At 62.3% G+C, this 19822-nt stretch carries 20 protein-coding genes; 5 read left to right on the forward strand and 15 right to left on the reverse strand.

Going from position 1 to position 19822, the window contains the following annotated elements; genetic code table 11:
* Positions 1–268 precede the first annotated feature (268 nt).
* From mmsB to NKJ01_RS13485, 3 genes are read right to left on the reverse strand one after another with little or no spacing between them, the layout of a single operon-like run.
* A complete protein-coding gene (mmsB, locus tag NKJ01_RS13475) occupies positions 269–1153 on the reverse strand; it encodes a 3-hydroxyisobutyrate dehydrogenase (RefSeq protein WP_352604972.1) in 885 nt (294 codons plus the stop codon).
* A gap of 38 nt (positions 1154–1191) precedes the next feature.
* Entirely contained in the window at positions 1192–1560 is a 369-nt protein-coding gene (locus NKJ01_RS13480) for a four helix bundle protein (protein WP_352728542.1), read from the reverse strand.
* 22 nt (positions 1561–1582) lie between these two features.
* The gene (locus NKJ01_RS13485) at positions 1583–2752 is read right to left on the reverse strand and encodes an isobutyryl-CoA dehydrogenase (protein WP_352728544.1); all 1170 of its coding nucleotides are present in this window, start codon (positions 2750–2752) and stop codon (positions 1583–1585) included.
* A gap of 157 nt (positions 2753–2909) precedes the next feature.
* Here NKJ01_RS13485 and NKJ01_RS13490 point away from each other — a divergent pair, with 157 nt between their 5' ends.
* Positions 2910–3524, forward strand: coding sequence for a dimethylsulfonioproprionate lyase family protein (locus NKJ01_RS13490; RefSeq protein ID WP_352728546.1), 615 nt, complete (start codon positions 2910–2912; stop codon positions 3522–3524).
* A complete protein-coding gene (locus NKJ01_RS13495; protein ID WP_352728548.1) occupies positions 3524–4999 on the forward strand; it encodes a cobyric acid synthase in 1476 nt (491 codons plus the stop codon). Before NKJ01_RS13490 ends, NKJ01_RS13495 begins: the two co-directional genes overlap by 1 nt.
* Positions 5000–5284: 285 nt before the next feature.
* Here the strand turns inward: NKJ01_RS13495 and NKJ01_RS13500 are convergent, their stop codons facing one another.
* Together NKJ01_RS13500 and NKJ01_RS13505 are read right to left on the reverse strand one after the other, a co-directional pair.
* Positions 5285–5455 (reverse strand): hypothetical protein, encoded by a 171-nt coding sequence (locus NKJ01_RS13500; protein ID WP_023757712.1) that lies wholly within the window; start codon positions 5453–5455, stop codon positions 5285–5287.
* Positions 5456–5508: 53 nt separating this feature from the next.
* Entirely contained in the window at positions 5509–6294 is a 786-nt protein-coding gene (locus NKJ01_RS13505) for a TSUP family transporter (RefSeq protein ID WP_352728550.1), read from the reverse strand.
* A gap of 115 nt (positions 6295–6409) precedes the next feature.
* Here NKJ01_RS13505 and NKJ01_RS13510 point away from each other — a divergent pair, with 115 nt between their 5' ends.
* The gene (locus NKJ01_RS13510; RefSeq protein ID WP_352604990.1) at positions 6410–6841 is read left to right on the forward strand and encodes a TerB family tellurite resistance protein; all 432 of its coding nucleotides are present in this window, start codon (positions 6410–6412) and stop codon (positions 6839–6841) included.
* A gap of 45 nt (positions 6842–6886) precedes the next feature.
* Positions 6887–7372 carry an NUDIX domain-containing protein gene (locus tag NKJ01_RS13515; protein WP_352728552.1) on the forward strand — a complete coding sequence of 162 codons (486 nt, stop codon included), beginning with the start codon at positions 6887–6889 and terminating at the stop codon, positions 7370–7372.
* A 59-nt stretch (positions 7373–7431) separates the two neighbouring features.
* Here NKJ01_RS13515 and NKJ01_RS13520 read toward each other — a convergent pair whose 3' ends face one another.
* From NKJ01_RS13520 to NKJ01_RS13540, 5 genes are all read right to left on the reverse strand, one after another.
* On the reverse strand, positions 7432–9054 hold the full coding sequence (locus NKJ01_RS13520; RefSeq protein ID WP_352728554.1) for an ABC transporter ATP-binding protein: 1623 nt from the start codon (positions 9052–9054) through the stop codon (positions 7432–7434).
* The gene (locus NKJ01_RS13525; protein WP_352728556.1) at positions 9051–9920 is read right to left on the reverse strand and encodes an ABC transporter permease; all 870 of its coding nucleotides are present in this window, start codon (positions 9918–9920) and stop codon (positions 9051–9053) included. The genes NKJ01_RS13520 and NKJ01_RS13525 overlap by 4 nt, the downstream gene beginning before the upstream one ends.
* On the reverse strand, positions 9917–10864 hold the full coding sequence (locus tag NKJ01_RS13530) for an ABC transporter permease (protein WP_352728558.1): 948 nt from the start codon (positions 10862–10864) through the stop codon (positions 9917–9919). Before NKJ01_RS13530 ends, NKJ01_RS13525 begins: the two co-directional genes overlap by 4 nt.
* 256 nt (positions 10865–11120) lie before the next feature.
* The gene (locus tag NKJ01_RS13535) at positions 11121–12599 is read right to left on the reverse strand and encodes an ABC transporter substrate-binding protein (protein WP_352728560.1); all 1479 of its coding nucleotides are present in this window, start codon (positions 12597–12599) and stop codon (positions 11121–11123) included.
* Between the two features lie 163 nt (positions 12600–12762).
* A complete protein-coding gene (locus NKJ01_RS13540) occupies positions 12763–14043 on the reverse strand; it encodes an acetylornithine deacetylase/succinyl-diaminopimelate desuccinylase family protein (RefSeq protein WP_352728562.1) in 1281 nt (426 codons plus the stop codon).
* A gap of 221 nt (positions 14044–14264) precedes the next feature.
* Between NKJ01_RS13540 and NKJ01_RS13545 the strand changes: the two genes are divergently transcribed.
* The gene (locus tag NKJ01_RS13545) at positions 14265–14693 is read left to right on the forward strand and encodes a L,D-transpeptidase (RefSeq protein ID WP_023757703.1); all 429 of its coding nucleotides are present in this window, start codon (positions 14265–14267) and stop codon (positions 14691–14693) included.
* Between the two features lie 67 nt (positions 14694–14760).
* Here NKJ01_RS13545 and NKJ01_RS13550 read toward each other — a convergent pair whose 3' ends face one another.
* From NKJ01_RS13550 to NKJ01_RS13570, 5 genes are read right to left on the reverse strand one after another with little or no spacing between them, the layout of a single operon-like run.
* Entirely contained in the window at positions 14761–15744 is a 984-nt protein-coding gene (locus tag NKJ01_RS13550) for a lipid A biosynthesis lauroyl acyltransferase (RefSeq protein ID WP_352728632.1), read from the reverse strand.
* Positions 15745–15757: 13 nt separating this feature from the next.
* Positions 15758–16786 carry a zinc-binding dehydrogenase gene (locus NKJ01_RS13555; RefSeq protein ID WP_352728564.1) on the reverse strand — a complete coding sequence of 343 codons (1029 nt, stop codon included), beginning with the start codon at positions 16784–16786 and terminating at the stop codon, positions 15758–15760.
* 35 nt (positions 16787–16821) lie between these two features.
* The gene (locus NKJ01_RS13560) at positions 16822–18099 is read right to left on the reverse strand and encodes a beta-ketoacyl-ACP synthase (protein ID WP_352728566.1); all 1278 of its coding nucleotides are present in this window, start codon (positions 18097–18099) and stop codon (positions 16822–16824) included.
* A 50-nt stretch (positions 18100–18149) separates the two neighbouring features.
* A complete protein-coding gene (locus NKJ01_RS13565; RefSeq protein ID WP_352728568.1) occupies positions 18150–19340 on the reverse strand; it encodes a beta-ketoacyl-ACP synthase in 1191 nt (396 codons plus the stop codon).
* A 56-nt stretch (positions 19341–19396) separates the two neighbouring features.
* Positions 19397–19678, reverse strand: a complete 282-nt coding sequence (locus NKJ01_RS13570; RefSeq protein ID WP_010909964.1) for an acyl carrier protein — start codon at positions 19676–19678, stop codon at positions 19397–19399.
* Positions 19679–19822 lie beyond the last annotated feature (144 nt).

Raw genomic sequence — 19822 nt, forward strand, 5'->3', positions numbered from 1 at the left:
AAAACCGCGCTCCATCGGGAACGCGGCTTTGCCAGATACGCATGGCGCTTCGCTACTCAAATACTTTGCGAAACCTACGGCATTTGTCGAAACTTACAGACTCCGGTACGCGAGACCTGATCCGGAGCGCCGGGCGGATGCGATATGTCCGCCTCGCAATCCGTTTTATAGGAACATCGTTACCGCAGAGTTATCGAGAGCTTAAGCAAATCTAAATTCGCATTTTTTCTGCCGAACGAAATCGGAAAAAGCCTGCCAAGTCCGTTGGTTACGCTGGATTGCCGCGCAGAAAATTAATTATGCCGGAGAAATCGGCGCCGCCATGTCCCTGGGCGTTGAACAAGGCATAGAGCTGGGCTGCCTCGGCGCCAAGCGGCGTCACCGCACCCGCGCTTTGTGCTGCTTCCTGGGACAATTTCAGATCTTTCAGCATCAGTGCCGCTGCAAACCCTGGCTTGTAGTCCCTGTTGGCGGGCGAAGTCGGCACAGGGCCGGGCACCGGGCAATAGGCGGTCAAGGACCAGCATTGCCCCGACGAGGTCGAGGCGACATCGAACAGTGCTTGGTGCGAGAGGCCGAGCTTTTCCGCCAGAACGAAGGCTTCGGCGACACCGATCATCGAGATGCCGAGGATCATGTTGTTGCATATCTTTGCCGCCTGTCCGGCGCCGTCGCCGCCGCAATGGACGATGCGGCCGGCCATCGGCTTCAGGACCGGCTCGGCTGCGGCGAAGGCATCGCCGGAGCCTCCGGCCATGAAGGTGAGCGTGCCGGCCGCGGCACCGCCCGTGCCACCCGAGACGGGTGCATCGATGGACAGCAGGCCGTGTTTGGCGGCAATGGCATGCGCCTTGCGCGCCGATTCGACGTCGATGGTCGAGGAATCGATGAACAACGTGCCTTTTTTCGCCTTGGGCGCGATGTCCTCATAGACCGACAGCACGTGCTTGCCGGCTGGCAGCATGGTGATCACCACCTCGGCGCCCTTCACCGCGGCCGGTGCGTTGGCCATGACGACCACGCCATGCTCGCGGGCGACGGTAAGGTTCTCCGGCACCAGGTCGAAGCCGTGCACGGCATACCCCGCCTTGACCAGGTTGGCGGCCATCGGATTGCCCATGTTTCCGAGGCCGATGAAGGCGATGGTGGTCATCGTGGTGCTCCGTGATTTGTGCTAGGCAGTAGGGTTGTCTATTCCGGCTTAAGTCTGACAATGAGTTGGCGAAGCATTTTGCCGATGCCCTCGGTGGATGTCAGCAAATGATCAGCTTGATCATGCGTGGCAAGGCCAATGCGTTCGGCGATCTGGAGGTGTGTCTCGAACTCCTTCAGCGAGCCTTGGGCTATTCTGAGAAATTGCTGATAAGAGCCTCCGTTATCTCGACCGTAACCTTCGGCGATGTTTGCAGGGATCGAGGTCGCTGAACGGCGGATTTGGCTGGTCAACCCGTACAATTCTTCCTTGGGCCATACCTTGGTCAAGGAATAGGTGGCGACAGCCAGGTCCATCGCCTGCTGCCACACGATAAGATCCTTGTATGAATTGATCTTGCCGGTCATCTCACTGCCTACTGCCTACTGCCTACTGCCTTCCAATTAATGCACGCGCGATGATGACGCGCATGATCTCGTTGGTGCCTTCGAGGATCTGGTGCACGCGCAGGTCCCGCACCAGCTTCTCGATGCCGTAGTCGTGCAGGTAGCCATAACCGCCGAGCAGTTGCAGCGCGTCGTTGGCGACATTGAAGCCGGTGTCGGTGACGAAACGCTTGGCCATCGCTGACCATTTGCCGGCATCCGGCGCCTTGCGGTCGAGCTTCGAAGCGGCGGCATAAAGGAAGATGCGCGCCGCCTGCAACTCGGTCTCCATGTCGGCCAGCTTGAACTGCAAGGCCTGGAACTGATTGATCTTCGAGCCGAAGGCCTTGCGCTCGGCGGTGTAGCCAAGCGCCTTGTCGAGCGCCGACTGTGCGCCGCCGAGCGAACAGGCGGCGATGTTCAGCCGGCCGCCATCGAGGCCCGCCATGGCAATGCCGAAGCCAGCGCCTTCGCCCGACAAAAGGTTCTCTGCCGGCACCTTGCAATCCTCGAAGATGACCTGGCGGGTTGACTGCATGTGCCACCCCATCTTGTGCTCGTTGGCGCCGAAGGAGAGGCCCGGTGCATCTTTCGGCACGACGATGGTGGAAATGCCTTTCGGCCCCTCAGTGCCGGTGCGCACCATGACGGCGTAGACATCGCTGTCGCCGGCGCCCGAAATGAACTGCTTGGTGCCGTTGAGGACATAGTCGCCGCCGCTCTTGACCGCGCGCGTCTTGAGCGCCGCGGCGTCGGAGCCCGAGCCCGGCTCGGTCAGGCAGTAGCTCGCAAGCCATTCCATCGAGGTAAGTTTCGGCAGGAAGCGCTGGCGCTGTTCCTCATTGCCGAAACGGTCGATCATCGAGGCCACCATGTTATGGATCGAGATGAACGACGAAAAGGCTGGATCGGCGTGCGAAAGCGCCTCGAAGATCAGCACGGCATCGAGCCGGCCCAGCGCCGAACCGCCGACATCGTCCCTGATATAGATGCCGCCGAGGCCAAGCGGCCCAGTCTCGCGGATCACATCGGCGGGAAAGTGTTTCCGTCGATCCCAGTCGAGTGCATTCGGCGCGACGCGGTCGGCGGCGAAGGCCTGCGCCATCTCCTGGATGGCGCGCTGTTCCTCATTGAGTTCGAACTGGCTGGTGCTCGCATCGACCGAGGCGTCCATGGCGTGCTCCCTATGTGCTGGCCCAGCTAGCCCGCTGGCCCGTCGTTTTTGGCTTTGCGCGCGCACCAATCTAGACCAATGATGCCGCCGCGCAACCCGACCCATCAACCGCCCATTTGGGGAGCGGCTGTGCATCAATGCCTGTCCGGAGCATGACGTGACGACAAAATTTGATGATTTGCTGGGGCAGTTCCACGCATACCTTGCGTCGATCGATCACGCCCTGGTGCGCGATGCCGTGGCGCAGATCGGCTGGGACATGCCCGCCCGCGCGCTGGAGCCGCATCCGCTTGCCTGCCTGCGCCATCTCGATCGCATCGTGGAACCGGCGCCGCCGGATGCCAAGCCGCTGGTGCGGCTGCTTGCCGAGCGTCGGAACGATTTCCGCTGCGGGCAGACCTATGGCGAGGCGGATTTCGGAAAAGAGTTCATCGACAATTACGGCTGGCTGGAAGTGTTCGGCACGCGCGGCCATTTCGCCAATGACGAGGTCGCCGCCGGCCTGCTGATCCTGGGGCCGGATATCGTCTATCCCGACCACCATCATGTTGCCGAGGAAATCTACATTCCGCTGACCGGTGGCACCGAATGGCGCATGGGCGAAAGCGCTTTTTGCCCGCGTATGGCCGGCGAGGTCGTCCACCACGCTTCCAAAGTCAATCACGCCATGCGCACCGGCAAAGAGCCGTTGCTGGCGCTCTACATCTGGCGCGGCGGGCCGCTGGCGCAGAAATCGAGCATCACCGGAACCGTGACGCAGGGCAGGGGCTGATGGCCAGGGCGATCATGCTGCAAGGCACGGGTTCGGATGTCGGCAAGACGGTTCTGGTCGCCGGCCTCTGCCGCGCGGCAAAAAAGCGTGGGCTGAAGGTGCGGCCATTCAAGCCGCAGAACATGTCGAACAATGCTGCCGTCGCCGACATTCCGGGCGACAACAACCATGGCGGCGGCGAGATCGGCCGTGCCCAATGGCTACAGGCGATGGCTTGCGGCGTCGCCCCATCGGTCCACATGAACCCGGTACTGCTCAAGCCGCAGACCGATGTCGGCGCGCAGGTCATCGTGCAGGGAAAGGTATTCGGCGAAGCGCGGGCGCGCGACTACCAGGTGATGAAGGGCCAACTGATGGATGCCGTTCTGGACTCCTGGGACAAGGTTGGCGAGGGCGCCGATCTCGTCATCGTCGAGGGTGCCGGCTCGCCGGCCGAGATCAACCTGCGCAGCCACGACATCGCCAATATGGGCTTTGCCACGCGCGCCGACGTGCCAGTGGTGCTGGTCGGCGATATCGATCGCGGCGGCGTCATCGCTTCGGTCGCCGGTACGCATCTGATCCTGCCGGAAGAGGACCGGCGCATGATCGTCGGCTATCTCATCAACAAGTTCCGCGGCGATGTTTCGCTGTTCGATGACGGCATCAGGTCAATCGAGACATTCACGGGATGGCGCTGTTTTGGCGTCGTTCCGTGGCTGAAGGCGGCGGCACGTTTGCCTTCGGAGGATTCTGTCGTGCTGGAACGGCTGGCGTCCGGTGAGGCGCGCGCGCTGAGGGTGGCCGTGCCGATGCTTGGCCGCATCGCTAATTTCGACGATCTCGACCCGCTCAAGGCCGAACCGCAGGTCGAGGTGGTGTTCGTTCCACCGGGAAAGCCGTTGCCGCAAGACGCGGGGCTGGTGGTTATCCCAGGCTCGAAATCGACGATTGGCGATCTCATAAAATTCCGCGAGAACGGCTGGGACCGCGACCTTCTCGCGCATCGCAAGCGTGGCGGCCATGTCGTCGGTATCTGCGGTGGTTTTCAGATGCTTGGCCATACGGTGCGCGATCCCGACGGCATCGAAGGCAGCATCACCGAAGCCGAAGGGCTCGGCCTTCTCGACGTCGAAACGGTGATGGAACCGGAGAAGACCGTACGCAATGTCAGCGCCCGTTCGGTGCCGTTCGACCTGCCGCTCGAAGGCTACGAAATCCATCTCGGCCGCACCACCGGGCCTGATACGCTGCGGCCGTCGGCAACCATCAATGGTGTCGAGGACGGGGCGGTGTCGGCCGACGGCAAGGTGATCGGCACCTATATGCATGGCTTGTTTGGCGCCGACGGCTTTCGCGGGAAATTCCTCGAAAGCCTCGGCATCAAGGGCGGCGGCATCGACTATCGCGCCGAGGTCGAGCGGGCGCTGGACGAGGTCGCAGCCGAGTTGGAGACGCATCTCGACTGCGACGCAATCTTTGCGCTGGCGCGGTAGATTCGCCCATCGCTTCGTCATCCACGGGCGGGCCAAGAAGGGAAGCGACGCGGCGCAGAGCCGATATTCCATGCCGCGACTTCAAAGCGTTGCAGCGGTACAGAATTCTGCTCCGTTGCACTCCGCGGGATCCGCCCGGCGACGGTTCGGTCCTGCTCGTGCTGGGGTTGCATCTCGGCTGGCATCGGCCATTTGCGCCAAGGCAAATCTAGCAGACCCATGGCCCGAATCAAAAGCGCCCCGCTTTTTGCCGGGCGCTGCTCGTCCCCACTTCAAAGGAACTTGTCAGGCGCCGCGCATCAGGCAGCCGCCGGCAAGCACGATGAAAGCGATAAGAACAATCCACACCGATGCAAGTGGAATGAACGCAAGAATGCCAAGCGCGGCGAGAACGCCGATGATGGCGATAACAACGGAAATGATAAAAACGATCTGGGTAGGTGCGCTAAGATTCATGTCTGGCTCCTCGCAACATGATTCGAACAGTGGCAGTCTATCAGTGCACGTGATCACACACCAATCATGGCACGCAGCGGGTTCGCTGGGTCGGCCAGAAGCTTCACGGCCAGCGCCAGACAGACGATCACCAGCAAGGGCTTGATCAGTTTTGCGCCGATGCGCATGGCCAGGCTGGCGCCGACGCGGGCGCCGAGGAACTGGGCAATGCCCATCATCAGACCGATCTTCCAGTAGACGACGCCGACCGCGGCGAAGACGATGAAGCCGCCGATGTTGGAAGCGAAATTGAGCAGCTTGGTGTGGGCGGTCGCCTTGAGCACGCCGTAGCCGGCAAGTGCCACGAAAGCCAGCATGTAGAAGGAGCCGGCGCCTGGCCCGAACAGGCCATCGTAGAAGCCGATGGCGGGCACGAGGGTCAGTCCGAACAGGAACGGCGACAGGCGCTCGGCGCGGTCGACATCGTTCATGTTGGGTTTGAATGCGAAGTAGACCGCGATGGCGATCAGCACGATGGGCAAGGCCGCCCGCAGAATGTCACCGGGCACGATCGTTGCCAGCAAGGCACCGATGGCGCTTCCGACAAGGGCCAAAAGCGCCGACGGCAATTGCCGGCGCAGGTCGACATGACCCTTCGACGCGTAGTGGATAGTCGCCGAGCCCGACCCGAACATACCTTGCAATTTATTGGTGGCGAGCGCCTGGACCGGTGTGAAGCCGGCAAGCAGCAGCGCCGGCACCGTGATCAACCCGCCGCCGCCCGCGATCGAATCGACAAAGCCCGCGGCGAAGGCGGCGAAGGCGAGCATGGCGACGGTCTGGATGCTAAGGTCGATCATCTGATGTATGGAGGGCTCGGTCGGCTGAGATGTCCGGCGTTCGACCACGACCGCCCTGTTTGCGCAAGACCGATTCCGCGCTACCTCTATGAAGAGGAATCGGAAAGGGACCATGATGGCGTTCGCATTGCTGGACCAGATACGTCAGATCTTCGACGGCGACCCGGGCGTGCGCAAGGTGGCGGACGATCCGGTTCTGTCGGCGGAACTATTGATGCTGTTTCGCATGATCCTGGCCGACGGGTCGGTCAGTGAGAGCGAGATGGTTGCCTTCCGGCGCATCTGCAAGGACGCCTTCGGAATTGCGGAAACCAGCGTCGACAGCGTCATCCAATATCTCAACGAGTTCGGCTACGAGACCAATGGCTCGCAAGCAATTGCGCTGTTCCGTGATCTCGACATCGAACGACGCAAGCAATTGGCCCGCCATATGGCTGACATCGCCAAGGCGGATTCGCAACTGGCCGAGAGCGAGGTGCGCCTGCTGCGGCGCACGCTCGACCTGCTCGATATCAACCCGGTCGATTTGGTGAAGCCGGAAGGCTAGGCATTGCCTGGGCAACGGTTCGCTGACGTCAAAGGGAGTATTCAAATGGCCTTTGCCGACAGCTATCTGGGACAATTGCGGGCGTTGATCGGAAGCCGTCTGGTGTTGATGCCGGGTGCGCGCATCGTCATCGAACGCGCCGACAGCCGCATCCTGTTGCAGAAACGGACCGATTTTGGCCTGTGGGGCCTGCCTGGCGGCAATGCCGAGGAAGGCGAGGGTCTGGAAGCGGTGGTCATCCGGGAGGTGCTTGAGGAAACCGGGTTGATCGTCAGTGATGTCGAACCATTCGGGTTCGGCTGCGACCCGCACTATGAAACCTTCCAGTTTCCAAATGGCGACCGCGCCCAGTTCTTCGCTTTGATGTTCTACACGCGCTTCTTTGAAGGCGAGCCGGCCGTCACCGATGACGAAAGCAGCGCCGTCGGCTGGTTTGCGCCCGACGGCTTGCCTGAAATGCTACCAAACATGGCGCGCAGCATCGACGCCTACCTCCCATTCAAGGCCACCGGAAAATTCCAGATGATCTGAGAGGTTTTGCTTTGTGCATGTCGTTCTCCCAAAACCGGGGCCACTTTGGGCGACATGCATTAACCCTGCTCGCGCATCCGTTTTGCAATCGCCCGGTGCAAATCAGGAGCGGCACTGACAAGCGCCTTGGCCGCCTCGGACTGCGGCTGGTCGAGCACCTCGCTGGTCTTGCCGCGCTCGATGATCTTGCCATCATGCATGACCAGCACCTCGTCCGTGATGGCGCGGGCGACGGTCAGGTCGTGGGTGATGAAGAGATAGGCGATGCCGAGCTTCTGGTTCAGCTCTGCGAACAAATCAAGGATCTGGGCACGGATGGAGACATCGAGCGCCGAAACCGGCTCGTCGGCGACGACCAGTTTCGGGCGCGTGATGATGGCGCGGGCGATCGACAGACGCTGGCGCTGGCCGCCGGAAAATTCGTGCGGGTATTTGTCCATGTCGCGCTGGTCGAGGCCGACTTCGTGCAGTGCGTGCGCCACCATCTCGCGGCGCTCGGCGCGCGTCGGCTTTTTGTCCAGCACATGCAGGGGTTCGGCGACCAGTTTTTCGACCTTCTGGCGCGGATCGAAGGAACCATAAGGATCCTGAAAGACAACCTGCATGTCACGGCGCGCCGGCTTCAGCTCGGCTTCGCTCTTGCCGGTGATGGTTTCGCCGCGAAACCGGATGGTGCCCGAGCTTGGCCGGTCCAGCGCCAGGATCATGCGGGCGAGCGTTGACTTGCCGCAGCCGGAGCGGCCAACCAGCGCCACCGACTGACCCGGCGCCATCGACAAGGACACCTGGTCGACCGCTCTGATATCAGGCGCTCGCCTGAATAGCGAGATGCGCCGACCGGCATAGTCGCGGGTCACGCCCTCGACCTGGAGCAAAGGTCGGCCCGTCTCGATACCATGCGGCCTGGCGCGCGCCGGCACATGCATCGAGGCCTGCGCCAGCTGGCGCGTGTAGGGATGGAGCTGTTCGGACAGCGTGCGCGCCGTGTCGCCGGTTTCCATAACCTCGCCGCGGCGCAGGATGGTGATACGGTTCGCCATCTCGGTCACCACGGCAAGGTCGTGCGAGATCAGCAGCAGGCCCATGCGGCTCTCGGCGACGAGGTCGCGCAGGAGGTCGAGGATCTGGGCCTGCAGCACCACGTCGAGAGCCGTGGTCGGCTCGTCGGCGATCAGCAGCTTCGGCTTCAGCGCACAAGCGATGGCGATGACGACGCGCTGGCGCTGGCCGCCCGACAGTTCGTGCGGATAGCGCGACATTGGGAATTTCGCCGAGGGCAAGCCGACCCGGTCGAGCATTTTTCGCGCCCGGTCTTCGGCTTCGGCGCGGCTTGCCTTGGTGTGCCAGCGAATGCCTTCGGCGACCTGTTCGCCGATGGTCTTGACCGGATTGAGCGCCGTCATCGGCTCCTGGAACACCATGCCGATGTCATCGCCGCGCAGTGCGCACATCTGGTCCTCGGTTGCCGCGAGGAGGTCGATGCCGTCGAATGTGACGCGTCCAGTAGCGCGCGCGGCATAGGGCAGAAGCTGCATCACCGTCAGCGCGGTCATCGACTTGCCCGAGCCGGATTCGCCGACCAGGCCCATCACTTCGCCGGGCGCGACGGAAAGTTCCATACCCTTGAGGATCGGCGTGTCGCCGATGGTCAGCGAAAGGTTCTTGATGTCGAGCAGGCTCATCGCTGCCGCCGCGATTTTGGATCGAGAATGTCGGCGATACCGTCGCCCAGGAGGTTCAGGCCGAGCACGGTGACGACGATCGCCATGCCGGGAAAGATTGCCATCCATGGCGCCACTACCATGCGGGTCTGCGCGTCGAACAGCATGCGGCCCCAGCTCGGCATTGGCGGCTGGGCGCCCAGGCCCAGATAGGAAAGCCCGGCCTCCGCCAGGATACCCAGCGCGAACTGGATGGTGCCTTGCACCAGGAGCAGCGTGGCAATGTTGGGCAGCACATGTTCGATGGATATCTGCGTGCTGCTCTTGCCGGCGGCGCGCGCGGCAAGAATGAACTCGCGTGGCCAGATCGCCAGCGCGCCGGCCCGGGCGACACGGGCAAAGACCGGTATGTTGAAGATGCCGATGGCGATGATGGCGTTGACGGCGCCCGGCCCGAAGATAGCGGTGATCATGATGGCCGATAGCAGCGCCGGAAAGGCGAAAACGAGGTCGTTCAGCCGCATCAGCGCCTCGTCGACGAGGCCGCCGCGTGCTGCGGCAAAGGCGCCGAGCGGCACGCCGACCCCCATGCCGATACCGACCGCGACCAACGCTACGGCAATCGAATTGCGGGCGCCGACCATGACCATCGACAGGATGTCGCGGCCGAAATGGTCGGTGCCGAACCAGTGCGCCAGCGAGGGGGCTTGCGTCTTGTCCGAGATCAACAGTTTCGTGACGTCGTAGGGCGTCCAGGCATAGGAGACGATGGCCATTGCCAGGATCAGCACAGTGATGACGAAACCGGCAACGAAGGCGGTGTTCCTGAATGCCTTGGCCAGGATGCTACCGAGCGTCTCCTCAGGGATGTCAATGTGCAGCGTCATTGCCGGTTTCTCAGGCGCGGATCGACGACCGCATAGGAAAGGTCGACGAGAAGGTTGACGGCGATGACGGCGGCGACCAGCAGCATGACGACGCTTTCGACGACGATCAGGTCGCGCTGGGTGATTGCCTGGAACACCAGCCGGCCGAGGCCGGGCAGGTAAAAGACATTCTCGATGATGATGGTGCCGGCAAGCAGGAAGGCGAATTGCAGGCCCAGGATGGTCAGCACCGGGATCATGGCGTTGCGCAGCGCGTGCCGCCACAGCACGGCGCGATAGGGCAGGCCCTTGGCGCGGGCGGTGCGGATATAGTCCTCGTTCAGCACCTCGATCAGCGCCGAGCGGGTGACGCGCGCCAGGATCGCGGCTTGCGGCAAGGCAAGTGCGACCGCCGGCAGCAACAGCGATTTCAGTGCCGGCCAGATGCCGGCACTCCAGCCGGGAAAGCCACCGGCAGGCACCAGCCGCAGCCAGACGGCGAAGACATAGATCAGCATCAGGGCGAACCAGAAATTGGGCACGGCGACGCCAAGCTGCGCGGCGCCCATGGAAATCGTATCGCCAGCCCGTCCACGCCGGCTGGCGGAAAACAGGCCAACGGGAATCGCGATGATGGTGGAGAGCGCAAGCGCAATCAGCGCCAGCGGCAGCGAGACGGCAAGCCGCTCGCGCACCAGATCGATGACCGGCACCGAATAGGTGTAGGAGCGGCCGAAATCGAGACTGAACAGGCCGCCGGCCCAGTGAAGATAGCGCAGGGCCAGTGGTGCGTTGAGGCCCATCTGGTTGCGCAGCAGTTCAACCTGGTCGGCGCTGGCGTTCAAGCCCAGCATCAGCCGTGCCGGATCGCCGGGCAGGACCTCCAGCACGGCGAACACCACCATGGAGGCCAGGATCAGCGTCGCGAGGGCGATGGCGAGGCGTTTTAGGAGATAGGCGGTCATGGAAGGTCGGGGACCGCTGTTTTGCCGGGGGCAGGCAAGAGGTGACGATAGCGTTCTACGGCGCCCCCCTCTGTCATGCCGGACATCTCCCCCTCAAGGGGGGAGATTGGAAGTTTCAGCGCCGGTGGCACAAATACAGCGTTGATGATTGGCGAAAGCAGCAGCGAGAGCGCAATCTCCCCCCTAGAGGGGGAGATGCCCGGCAGGGCAGAGGGGGGCGCGAAGGAACGCAAGGGTCGCCTTTTGGCCAGCAACCTCACTCGCTCCACTTCACCTTGGTCAAATCATTGGCCTGGATGGGTGCGTTTTCCCACAGGCCTTGCAGCTTGGCGTCCCAGACGCCGACCTTGGGCAGTTCGTAGAGGAAACCGACCACGGCATCGTCGGCCAGGATCTTCTGCGCTTGCCCCAGCAATTCCTTGCGCTTGGCCTCGTCGGAGGTGACGCCGAGATCGGCGATCACCTTATCGAAGGCCGGATTGTCGTAGTTGAAGTAATAGTCCTTGCGCGAATAGATATCGATGTCGTTGGGTTCGGTGTGGGAGACGATGGTGAGGTCGTAATCTTTCTTGGTGAACACCTGATCCAGCCACTGTGCCCATTCGACCGGGATGATCTCCAGATCGATGCCGACGTCGCGAAGCTCGGAGGCGATGATCTCGCCGCCGAGCCTGGCATAGGCGGGCGGCGGCAATTTCAGCGTCGCCTTGAAGCCGTTCTCCAGCCCCGCTTCCTTCAGCAATTCCTTTGATTTGGTGACATCATGCGGATAGCGGCCGGTGAGGTCGACATAGTCCTTGTTGGCAGGCGACATGTGCGAGCCGATCGGCACGCCGAGGCCGGCCGAGGCGCCGTCGATGATCGCCTTGCGGTCGAGTGCATAGGAAATCGCCTGTCTCACCTGCAATTTGTCGAAGGGAGGCTTCTTGTTGTTGATCGACAGGATGGTTTCGCCTTCGGTCGCGCCGATCACCACCTTGAAGCGCGGGTCGTCCTTGACCTGCGCGACGCTGTCGGGATCAAAGAAGGGAAAGGCCTGGATATCGCCGGAGAGCAGCGCCGGCACGGCGGCCGCGGCATCCGGAACGATGCGGAACTCAGCCTTGTCGAGAGACGCCGGCGTGCCCCAGTAATTGTCCGATTTGACCAGCGTGATCGAGGATCCCTTGGCCCAGTTCTGGAATTTGAACGGGCCGGTACCGATCGGCTTCTCCTTGTTGGTGTCGGCCGTCTCAGGCGCCACGATCACCGCGTCGCCCCACCCCATATTGTAGAGGAAGGAGCCTTGCGGGTTCTTCAGCGTGACCTTGACCGTTGCTGGGTCGACGATTTCGACCGTGTCGATGGCCGCGAACAGGGCCTTTTGCGCATTGACCGAATTGTCGGCGCGGGCGCGGTCGAGCGAGAATTTCACGTCACTGGCATCGAAGTCGGTACCGTCGTGGAATTTCACGCCGGTGTGCAGCTTGAAGGTGTAGACCTTGCCGTCATCGGAAATGGTCCAGCTTTCGGCCAGATCCGGCAGCACCTCACCATTCGGCCCGATGCGGGTCAGGCCCTCGAACACATTGGCGTAAAGCACCTCGTCGATCGCCGCGGCGGCACCGGCGGTCGGATCGAGATGCGGTGGTTCGAGCGGGATGCCGATGACGAGGTCGGTTCGCGCGGCGAACGCCTGGCAGTCAGCGGCCAGTGCAAGGATCGTCGCGGCCAGGATGGTTTTCCACAATTTCATCGTGCAACTCCCCATGCGTTTCAGACAGGTGCTCAAACCCGGGCGATAGAAGCGTGATTTTGCCACGGAGTAAATTGCGTTTCGTTCTGCCCGTTGGCGTAGCCGGGAATGTTTTTGTCGTGGCGGCCTCGTCGGCAGGTCGAAGCTTGGCGCGAAGCGCGCGTTATCCCGTGGCGGTGCCGCGCAACAGCACGTTGAGCCCGATCGCCATCACCTTGGCCGATTCCACCATGTCCGATATTCCGACCCATTCGTCCGGCCGGTGGGCGAGGTCGAGAATGCCTGGACCATAGGCGATGCAATCGTAGATGTGGCCGATGCGGGCAATGTGCTTCTGGTCGTAGGTGCCTGGCGAGATGACGTAGTCGGGTTCGCGGTCGAACACAGCCATTATGCCTTGCGCCACCGCCTTGACCACCGGCGCGTCGCGCTCCGTCATCAGCGGCAGCACTTCCATCAGGTCGCGGATTTCATAGTCGAATTTTTTCCGATCGCGCTTCAGGCGCTCGAGAATGCCGGTTACTTCACCTTTGACGGTATCGAGATCTTCCTCGAGCAGAAAGCGACGATCGATGGTCAGCCGGCAGGAATCGGGCACGTTGGGCGAGGGCAGGCCTGGCCGGAAATCCTCGGTCTGGCCGCCATGGATCGAATTGATGTTCATGGTCGAGCGTTTTGCGCCTTCGGGCACGACCGGCATGCGCGTCATCTTGCGGTCGAGTGCGGGGAACAATTCGTCCTCGAATGCCCTTAGCACGGCGCCCATGTGACGCACCGCATTGTCGCCGAGGAACGGCATTGAGCCATGCGCGATCTCGCCCTTGGTCTCGATCTCCGCCCACCAGACGCCACGATGACCCAGACAGATGCGGTCCTTGTTCAGTGGCTCGGGAATGATGACGTGGTCGACCCTGGGTTTCGAGAAATAGCCGAGGCTGGCCAGATGGGCCACGCCGCCGAAGCCACCGGACTCCTCGTCGACCGTGCCGGAGATTTCGATAGCGCCGGGAAAGTCGGGGAAGACTTCCAGGAAGGCCTCGGCGGCGATGATCGAAGCGGCCAGGCCGCCCTTCATGTCGCAGGCGCCGCGACCATAGACCTTGCCGTCCCTGACGACACCGGCAAAGGGATCGACCGTCCAGCCGTCGCCTGCTTCGACAACGTCGATGTGCGAGTTGAAGTGGACGCAGGCACCGGGCGACCTGCCGTCGAAACGGGCAACGACATTGACGCGCGGGTAGCGGTCGGTGTCGCCGGGCGTGCCTTCGGCGCGGATGAATTCTGTCTCGAAACCGCTCTTCTTCAGCCGCGCGCCGAGATACTCGGCGCATGGCCGGTAGGCATCGCCGGGCGGGTTGATGGTCGGAAAACGGATTAGATCGGCGGTTAGCGCGACGACATCATCGCGCCTGATATCGATTGCCTGGAGGAGTCGCTCGTTCATGCGCAGAGTTGAGCAACGATCGTCTTGATTTTGCAAGCCCACCGGTGACCAAGCCCGAGCGGCGTGTCGTTGCGGCAACTATTGCGGGAAATCGTTCAAATTGGCTGCTTTGGATTGGCGAATTGGTCAAGGAGTGTGTGTTACCCGGTTCACCTGCCATTAAAAAGGTGAAAACAACGTGATGGCAGGCAAGTAAGGGGCAATCAAAGGGGTTTGATCGCATGAAAAAGACAGTTCTCATGGCGGCCATTTTTGTCGCGATGCTGTTCGGTGCTTCGGGGCAGGGCTGGGCAGCCAGCCTCGTTGCAAACATAGACGTGTCGTCGCAGACGATGACGGTCAGATATGGCCTGTCGGTTTACCGGTGGAGCGTGTCCACCGCGCGTCCCGGTTATTTCACGCCGCGCGGCAGCTATAAGCCGCAGCGTACGGCACGGATGTGGTATTCGCGCAAATACCATATGTCGCCGATGCCATACTCCGTCTTCTTCCATGGCGGCTATGCCATCCACGGGACCGGTGCCGTCAGGCAACTCGGTCGGCCGGCGTCGCACGGCTGCGTGCGGCTGCACACGGCCAATGCCGCAACTTTCTATGCGATGGTGCGCGAAGTGGGTTTCGGCAACACGCGGATTGTCGTGACAAACTGAGGCGATCCAGAGTCGCTGAAGTCGGCATTATCGGCTGGTGTAGGACTAATCTCCTCGCCAGCGAGGCTTAAGCGTTTGCGGCCGGAGCGGGCTTCAGCCGGCGCTTTCGTCGTCCGCCCCCAATCTCCCACCTTTTGTGGAACCACATCCACTGGCCGGGATCTTCGCGTACCCAGCGTTCGACCACGTCGTTGAGACGCTGGGTGGTGGCGCGGACATCGACGCTGCCGTCAGCGGTGCGCGGCAACGTCAACTTGTCCTCGATCTCGAGCCGGAAGCGGTTGCCTGGCAGCCTGACGCAGCGCGCCGGATAGACGTCGCAGTCGTAGTGACGGGCAAGGGTGGCCAGCACCCGATTGCTTTGGCAGGGGCGGCCGAAGAATGTCGTATCCAGGCCGTTGGAGAATTTCTGATCGACAAGGATGCCGATGTTGCCGCCATTCTCCAGGACCCCTGCCAGCGCGAACGAGGCGCCGGCCATCGACGGCAGCAATGAGCCCATGGTCGAGCGGCGCGTTGAGAGGATGTAGTCGGCGAGATAGGGATTGTTGGGCGGCCGAAACAGCGCCGTGATGTTCATGCCGAAGGTCGCCGCCGCCACCGGCAGCAACTCGAAATTGCCGAGATGGCCGGTGAAGACGATATGCGGCTTCCGTTCACCTGCGATCTCGACGAAATGCTCTGTTCCCTTGACCTCGACGCGGCCGGGCTTGCTGGCCGCAGGATCGTAATCGAACAGGGCGTCGAGAAAGATGTATTCGGCGGCAAGACGAGCCATGTTGCCCCACATGTCGGAGGCGATCGCCTGGATTTCGGCTTCGCCCTTTTCCGGATAGGCCTTGCGCAGATTGTCGACGGCGACCTGATGGCGTCCCACCCAAGGGCCGATGCGGCGTGCGACGCGGTCGGCGAAATTCAGCGCACTGTCCGCCGGCAGCAGACGCAGGATCGAGATGATCGTCATCGCCGCGCGCGCAACCAGCCAGTAGTTGAATTGGCGCAACTGCCTACCGTAGCGAAATTTGAGATCCCGGCGAAACTTCTTGAACACAGAGGGCAAGGCTCTAGCCGACGCGCAGGATGATCTTACCGAACACGTCGCGGCCTTCCATGCGCTTCAGCGCGGTATCGATACCGTCGAAGTCGACTTCGGTGTCGATGACCGGTGCGACCTGTCCTGCTGCCATCTTCTGCATGGCGTTGGCCATGTTCTCCATGCGACAGCCGAAGGAGCCGAGCAGTTTCAGTTGCTGCTGGAACAACTGCATCAGGTTGATTTGCGTCGACACACCGGAGGTCGAACCGCAGGTCACAAGGCGGCCGCCACGCTTCAGGCACAGCATTGAGGCGGCAAAGGTATCGGCGCCGACATGTTCGAAGACGACATCAACGCCCTTCTTCTTGGTCAGCTTGCGCACGACGCCCTCGAAACGATCGTCACGGTAGTTGATGACATGGTCGGCGCCGAGCGCCTTGGCCTTGTCGATCTTGTCGTTCGAACCGACCGTGGTGATAACAGTGCAGCCCATCCGCTTCGCCAACTGGATAGCCGCCGAGCCGATGCCGGATCCGCCGGCATGGATGAGAATGGTCTCGCCGGGCTGCAGCCTGGCATTGTCGAACAGCATGTGCTCGACGGTGCCGAAGGTGACGGGCGCCACCGCGGCACCGACGTCGGTCACGCCGGGCGGTGCGGGGACCAGCAGGCGAGCCGGCAGGTTGATTTTCTCCTGCGCGAAGCCGTCGAGATGGAAACCGTGAACACCCGAAACATGCTCGCAAAGATTGTCTCGGCCTTCGCGGCAGGCTCGGCAAAGCCCGCAGGTGCGGGCACCATAGATCGACACCAATTGTCCGGGCAGCAGGCTGGAAACACCGGGGCCGACCGCTTCGACCTCGCCCGAAGCTTCCGCGCCGACGACCAGGGGAAGCTTGCGCTTGGCGAAGGCCATGCCGCGCCAGCCCCAGACGTCGATGTGGTTCAGCGCCACCGCCTTGATGCGCAGCGTGACTTCGCCGAGTGCCGGCGGTGGGGGAGGCGGCAGGTCCACCGTTTCAAGACGGCGGTCCTCGATAAGTTGCAATGCGCGCATGGGGCCTGTCGGTCAGTCTGGCTGAAAAAGGTCGCTTAGACCGGTTCCCGCGCCATGACAAGGCAAGTGTTCTGGCCGCCGAAGCCGAAGGAGTTCGACAGAACCGTGCGTACCTCGGCATTGCGCTTCTTGTTCGGCACCACGTCGAGCACGATCGCGGGATCCGGATTGTCGTAGTTGATGGTTGGCGGAATGACGCTTTCGCGCATCGTCATCAGCGAGAACGCCGCCTCGACGGCGCCCGCCGCCGACAGCGTATGGCCGATCATCGACTTATTCGACGAGACCGGCATCGAGCCGATCCGCTCGCCGAACACCGTCGACAGCGCCAGGTGTTCCATCTTGTCGTTTTCTGGCGTCGACGTGCCATGGGCGTTGACATAGTCGATCTCGTCTTCCCTCAGGCCTGCATCGGCGAGGGCAGTGCGAACCGCGGCGATGGCCGGCGAAGCGTCGGGCTTCGAACGGGTGCGGTGGAAGTCGTCGGCCTTCTCGCCGCAACCGCCCAGGATACCGAGAATGGTCGCGCCGCGAGACAACGCCGCTTCGAGCGATTCCAACACCAGCGCCCCGGAACCCTCGGCCAGCACGAAGCCGTCGCGGTCCTTCGAGAAAGGCTTCGATGCCTTTTCGGGAATGTCGTTGTGCGTGGAGAGCGCCGAAAGCAATGAGAAACGGATCAATGCCTCGGCGGTGGCAGAGCCATCGGCGCCGATCGACAGCGCGCGTTCGCATTCGCCGCGTCTAATCGCCTCGACACCGAGCTGAATCGCGGTGGCACCCGAAGCGCAAGCCGTCGACAGTGTGATCGGCAGGCCGCGTGTGCCGAGGCGTTCGGCAAGGCGGTCGGCGATCGAACCGAACTGAGTCGTCTCGAAAATATCCAGCTCTTTCAAGCTGCGCGCCACCCGAAGCAGTTTTTCGGCGGCGGTGTCATCCTTGTCCTTGCCGGAATTGTAGAGCGAGAAGCGTTCGGCCCAGTCGAGTTCGACCGGTGGCGAGGCGAGGAAGAGCGGTCCGCCGAAATCGCTGGAATCAAGACCGGCTTCGGCCACCGCTTCAAGGCCCGCAAGCTCGGCCAACTCATAGGTGAGGGGGCTGGCGCCCTTCGAACTCGACGGCAGGAAATCGACCATGCCGGAGATGCGGGTGTTGAGTTGATCGATCGGAAAGCGCGTAATCGGGTGGATGCCTGACTTTCCCGAGGTCAACGCCGCCCAATTGTCTGTCTTGCCGACACCAAGCGAGGTCACCACGCCGATGCCGGTGACCGCGACAATCGGCCTGCCCATGTGATCGTTCAGATTGGCCATCCGGGAGTTCTCGACTTCTATCGTTGCAGCATGGATTGCGGAGTGCCGTCTCAGGCGGTGTTGACCAGCGCCATGCCCTCGAATTGGTGATAGCCGATCGCAGTTGCAAGGACAGTTGCGGGAATGCCTTCGAACGGCTTCTCGGCTGCGGCATCAAAAACAGGATAGGCAGCCTTGCGGTTGACGGCGAGAGCCGCCAACGCCACGGCGAAGGGAAACTGCGCTTCCTTCATGTGCCCGGTCAGCGTCGAGAAACCGCGCGCTGATATCACAGGATTGGCAAGAAGTGCCGCTTGCTCGGCTGATGTGGCCGCATGGGCGCCCGATGCGCCCGAGAGGGCCAGCAATTTGCCGTTCGGCAATGCAGCCTGCTTGAGCAGCGCGGCGATCGCGGTATCGAGTTCTCCCCGCTGCCGTCTGGCGCGGCCGGAGACGACCGGCCCTAGCTCGGCATAGATCTTGCGCCCACGGCTTGTCGCGTGTTCGCGCTGCTCCAGCACCAGGAAAGCACCGCCAGACCCGGTCACGACGCCGCCGCCCTCAGCACCTTGTCTTTGCCAGACGGGTTTCCACGGGCCGCGATGCAGATAGCCGGCAAGCTCATAGCCCAGCAGCATGTCGGAATGTTCGGTCTGGAAGGCACCGCCGACCAGGATGTGCGTCGACTGGCCCGATCGGATGCGTGCGGCGGCGGTCTCGACGGCGGCGACGCCGGCACCTTCCTCACCCATGAAGGTTCTGGACGATCCCGTCACCTTGTGGACGATGGAGATGTTGCCGGCGAGCAGGTTGGAGAGTTGGGCCAGGAACAAAGTAGGCCGCAATTCGGTGGTCAGCTTCTCGTTGAGCAGCACGTCGCGGTCGTTGCGGCTTTCCGAAGCGGCGAGAATGGCGGCATCGACCGCCTCGTCGCGCTCGCCACCGCCTGCGGCCACGACCATGTCCATGGTCGTGCAGAGTTCGTCATTGCCCTTGATGCCGGCGTCGTCCAGCGCAAGTCCCGCGGCGTAGGTGCCGAGTCTCTGCCAGGTTTCCATCTGGCGCTGATCGCCGCGTTTGGCGATCTGCAGGTTCCAATCGATCTCCGGTAGCGGATGGACGGTGTAGGGGGCAAAGCGCGCCGCTTCGAGCACCGGCTGCAGGCCCGGCTGAGTGAGCTTCTGCCAATGGGCGTCCGGACCTTCCCCCAAGGAGGAGACCAGGCCGATACCAGTGATGACGACGTCGCGGGGGCTGCTCATGGGCGGCTTTGTGGGTCAGGCGGCAGAGCGCGTCAAGGTCGCGCGCTCAACTGACGTCAGGCGGTCTTGGCGGCGACCAGTGCGTCGATCTTGGCGCACAGGTTCTTCATGACGAAGTAATCGTCGGTCGAAGCCTTGCCGTCATTGACCTCCTGGGTCCACTTTTCAAGCGGCACCTTGATGCCGAATTCCTTGTCGATGGCGAAGACGATATCGAGGAAATCGAGGCTGTCGATGCCGAGATCGTCGATCGTATGGCTCTCCGGGGTGATGGTGTCGATATCGATCTCGCTGGTGTCGGCAATGATCTTGGCGACTTTGTCGAACGTGGTGGACAAGGGCTTTTCCTTCGGTTGCGGGCGGAATCTGTCCGCATCTAGTTTCGGCGCTGTCTAATCGGTTTTTCCCGGCAGGAAAAGGCCTCATACGCCGGGCGCAGATGGGAACCCGCTCTGCAAAGGCAAGAAGGGCCGCCGGGGGCC

It is taken from the genome of Mesorhizobium sp. M0276, from assembly GCF_040321755.1.
In the GTDB taxonomy this organism is placed as follows: domain Bacteria; phylum Pseudomonadota; class Alphaproteobacteria; order Rhizobiales; family Rhizobiaceae; genus Mesorhizobium.

What these genes read in the sequence shown, in the direction of transcription:
- NKJ01_RS13535 (WP_352728560.1), bottom strand. Translation starts at nt 12,599, where the DNA reads ATGAAATTGTGGAAAACCATCCTGGCCGCGACGATCCTTGCACTGGCC.
- NKJ01_RS13525 (WP_352728556.1), bottom strand. Translation starts at nt 9,920, where the DNA reads ATGACGCTGCACATTGACATCCCTGAGGAGACGCTCGGTAGCATCCTG.
- NKJ01_RS13540 (WP_352728562.1), bottom strand. Translation starts at nt 14,043, where the DNA reads ATGAACGAGCGACTCCTCCAGGCAATCGATATCAGGCGCGATGATGTC.
- NKJ01_RS13480 (WP_352728542.1), bottom strand. Translation starts at nt 1,560, where the DNA reads ATGACCGGCAAGATCAATTCATACAAGGATCTTATCGTGTGGCAGCAG.
- mmsB (WP_352604972.1), bottom strand. Translation starts at nt 1,153, where the DNA reads ATGACCACCATCGCCTTCATCGGCCTCGGAAACATGGGCAATCCGATG.
- NKJ01_RS13530 (WP_352728558.1), bottom strand. Translation starts at nt 10,864, where the DNA reads ATGACCGCCTATCTCCTAAAACGCCTCGCCATCGCCCTCGCGACGCTG.
- NKJ01_RS13515 (WP_352728552.1), top strand. Translation starts at nt 6,887, where the DNA reads ATGGCCTTTGCCGACAGCTATCTGGGACAATTGCGGGCGTTGATCGGA.
- NKJ01_RS13505 (WP_352728550.1), bottom strand. Translation starts at nt 6,294, where the DNA reads ATGATCGACCTTAGCATCCAGACCGTCGCCATGCTCGCCTTCGCCGCC.
- NKJ01_RS13500 (WP_023757712.1), bottom strand. Translation starts at nt 5,455, where the DNA reads ATGAATCTTAGCGCACCTACCCAGATCGTTTTTATCATTTCCGTTGTT.
- NKJ01_RS13555 (WP_352728564.1), bottom strand. Translation starts at nt 16,786, where the DNA reads ATGCGCGCATTGCAACTTATCGAGGACCGCCGTCTTGAAACGGTGGAC.
- NKJ01_RS13565 (WP_352728568.1), bottom strand. Translation starts at nt 19,340, where the DNA reads ATGAGCAGCCCCCGCGACGTCGTCATCACTGGTATCGGCCTGGTCTCC.
- NKJ01_RS13560 (WP_352728566.1), bottom strand. Translation starts at nt 18,099, where the DNA reads ATGGCCAATCTGAACGATCACATGGGCAGGCCGATTGTCGCGGTCACC.
- NKJ01_RS13510 (WP_352604990.1), top strand. Translation starts at nt 6,410, where the DNA reads ATGGCGTTCGCATTGCTGGACCAGATACGTCAGATCTTCGACGGCGAC.
- NKJ01_RS13485 (WP_352728544.1), bottom strand. Translation starts at nt 2,752, where the DNA reads ATGGACGCCTCGGTCGATGCGAGCACCAGCCAGTTCGAACTCAATGAG.
- NKJ01_RS13520 (WP_352728554.1), bottom strand. Translation starts at nt 9,054, where the DNA reads ATGAGCCTGCTCGACATCAAGAACCTTTCGCTGACCATCGGCGACACG.
- NKJ01_RS13495 (WP_352728548.1), top strand. Translation starts at nt 3,524, where the DNA reads ATGGCCAGGGCGATCATGCTGCAAGGCACGGGTTCGGATGTCGGCAAG.
- NKJ01_RS13545 (WP_023757703.1), top strand. Translation starts at nt 14,265, where the DNA reads ATGAAAAAGACAGTTCTCATGGCGGCCATTTTTGTCGCGATGCTGTTC.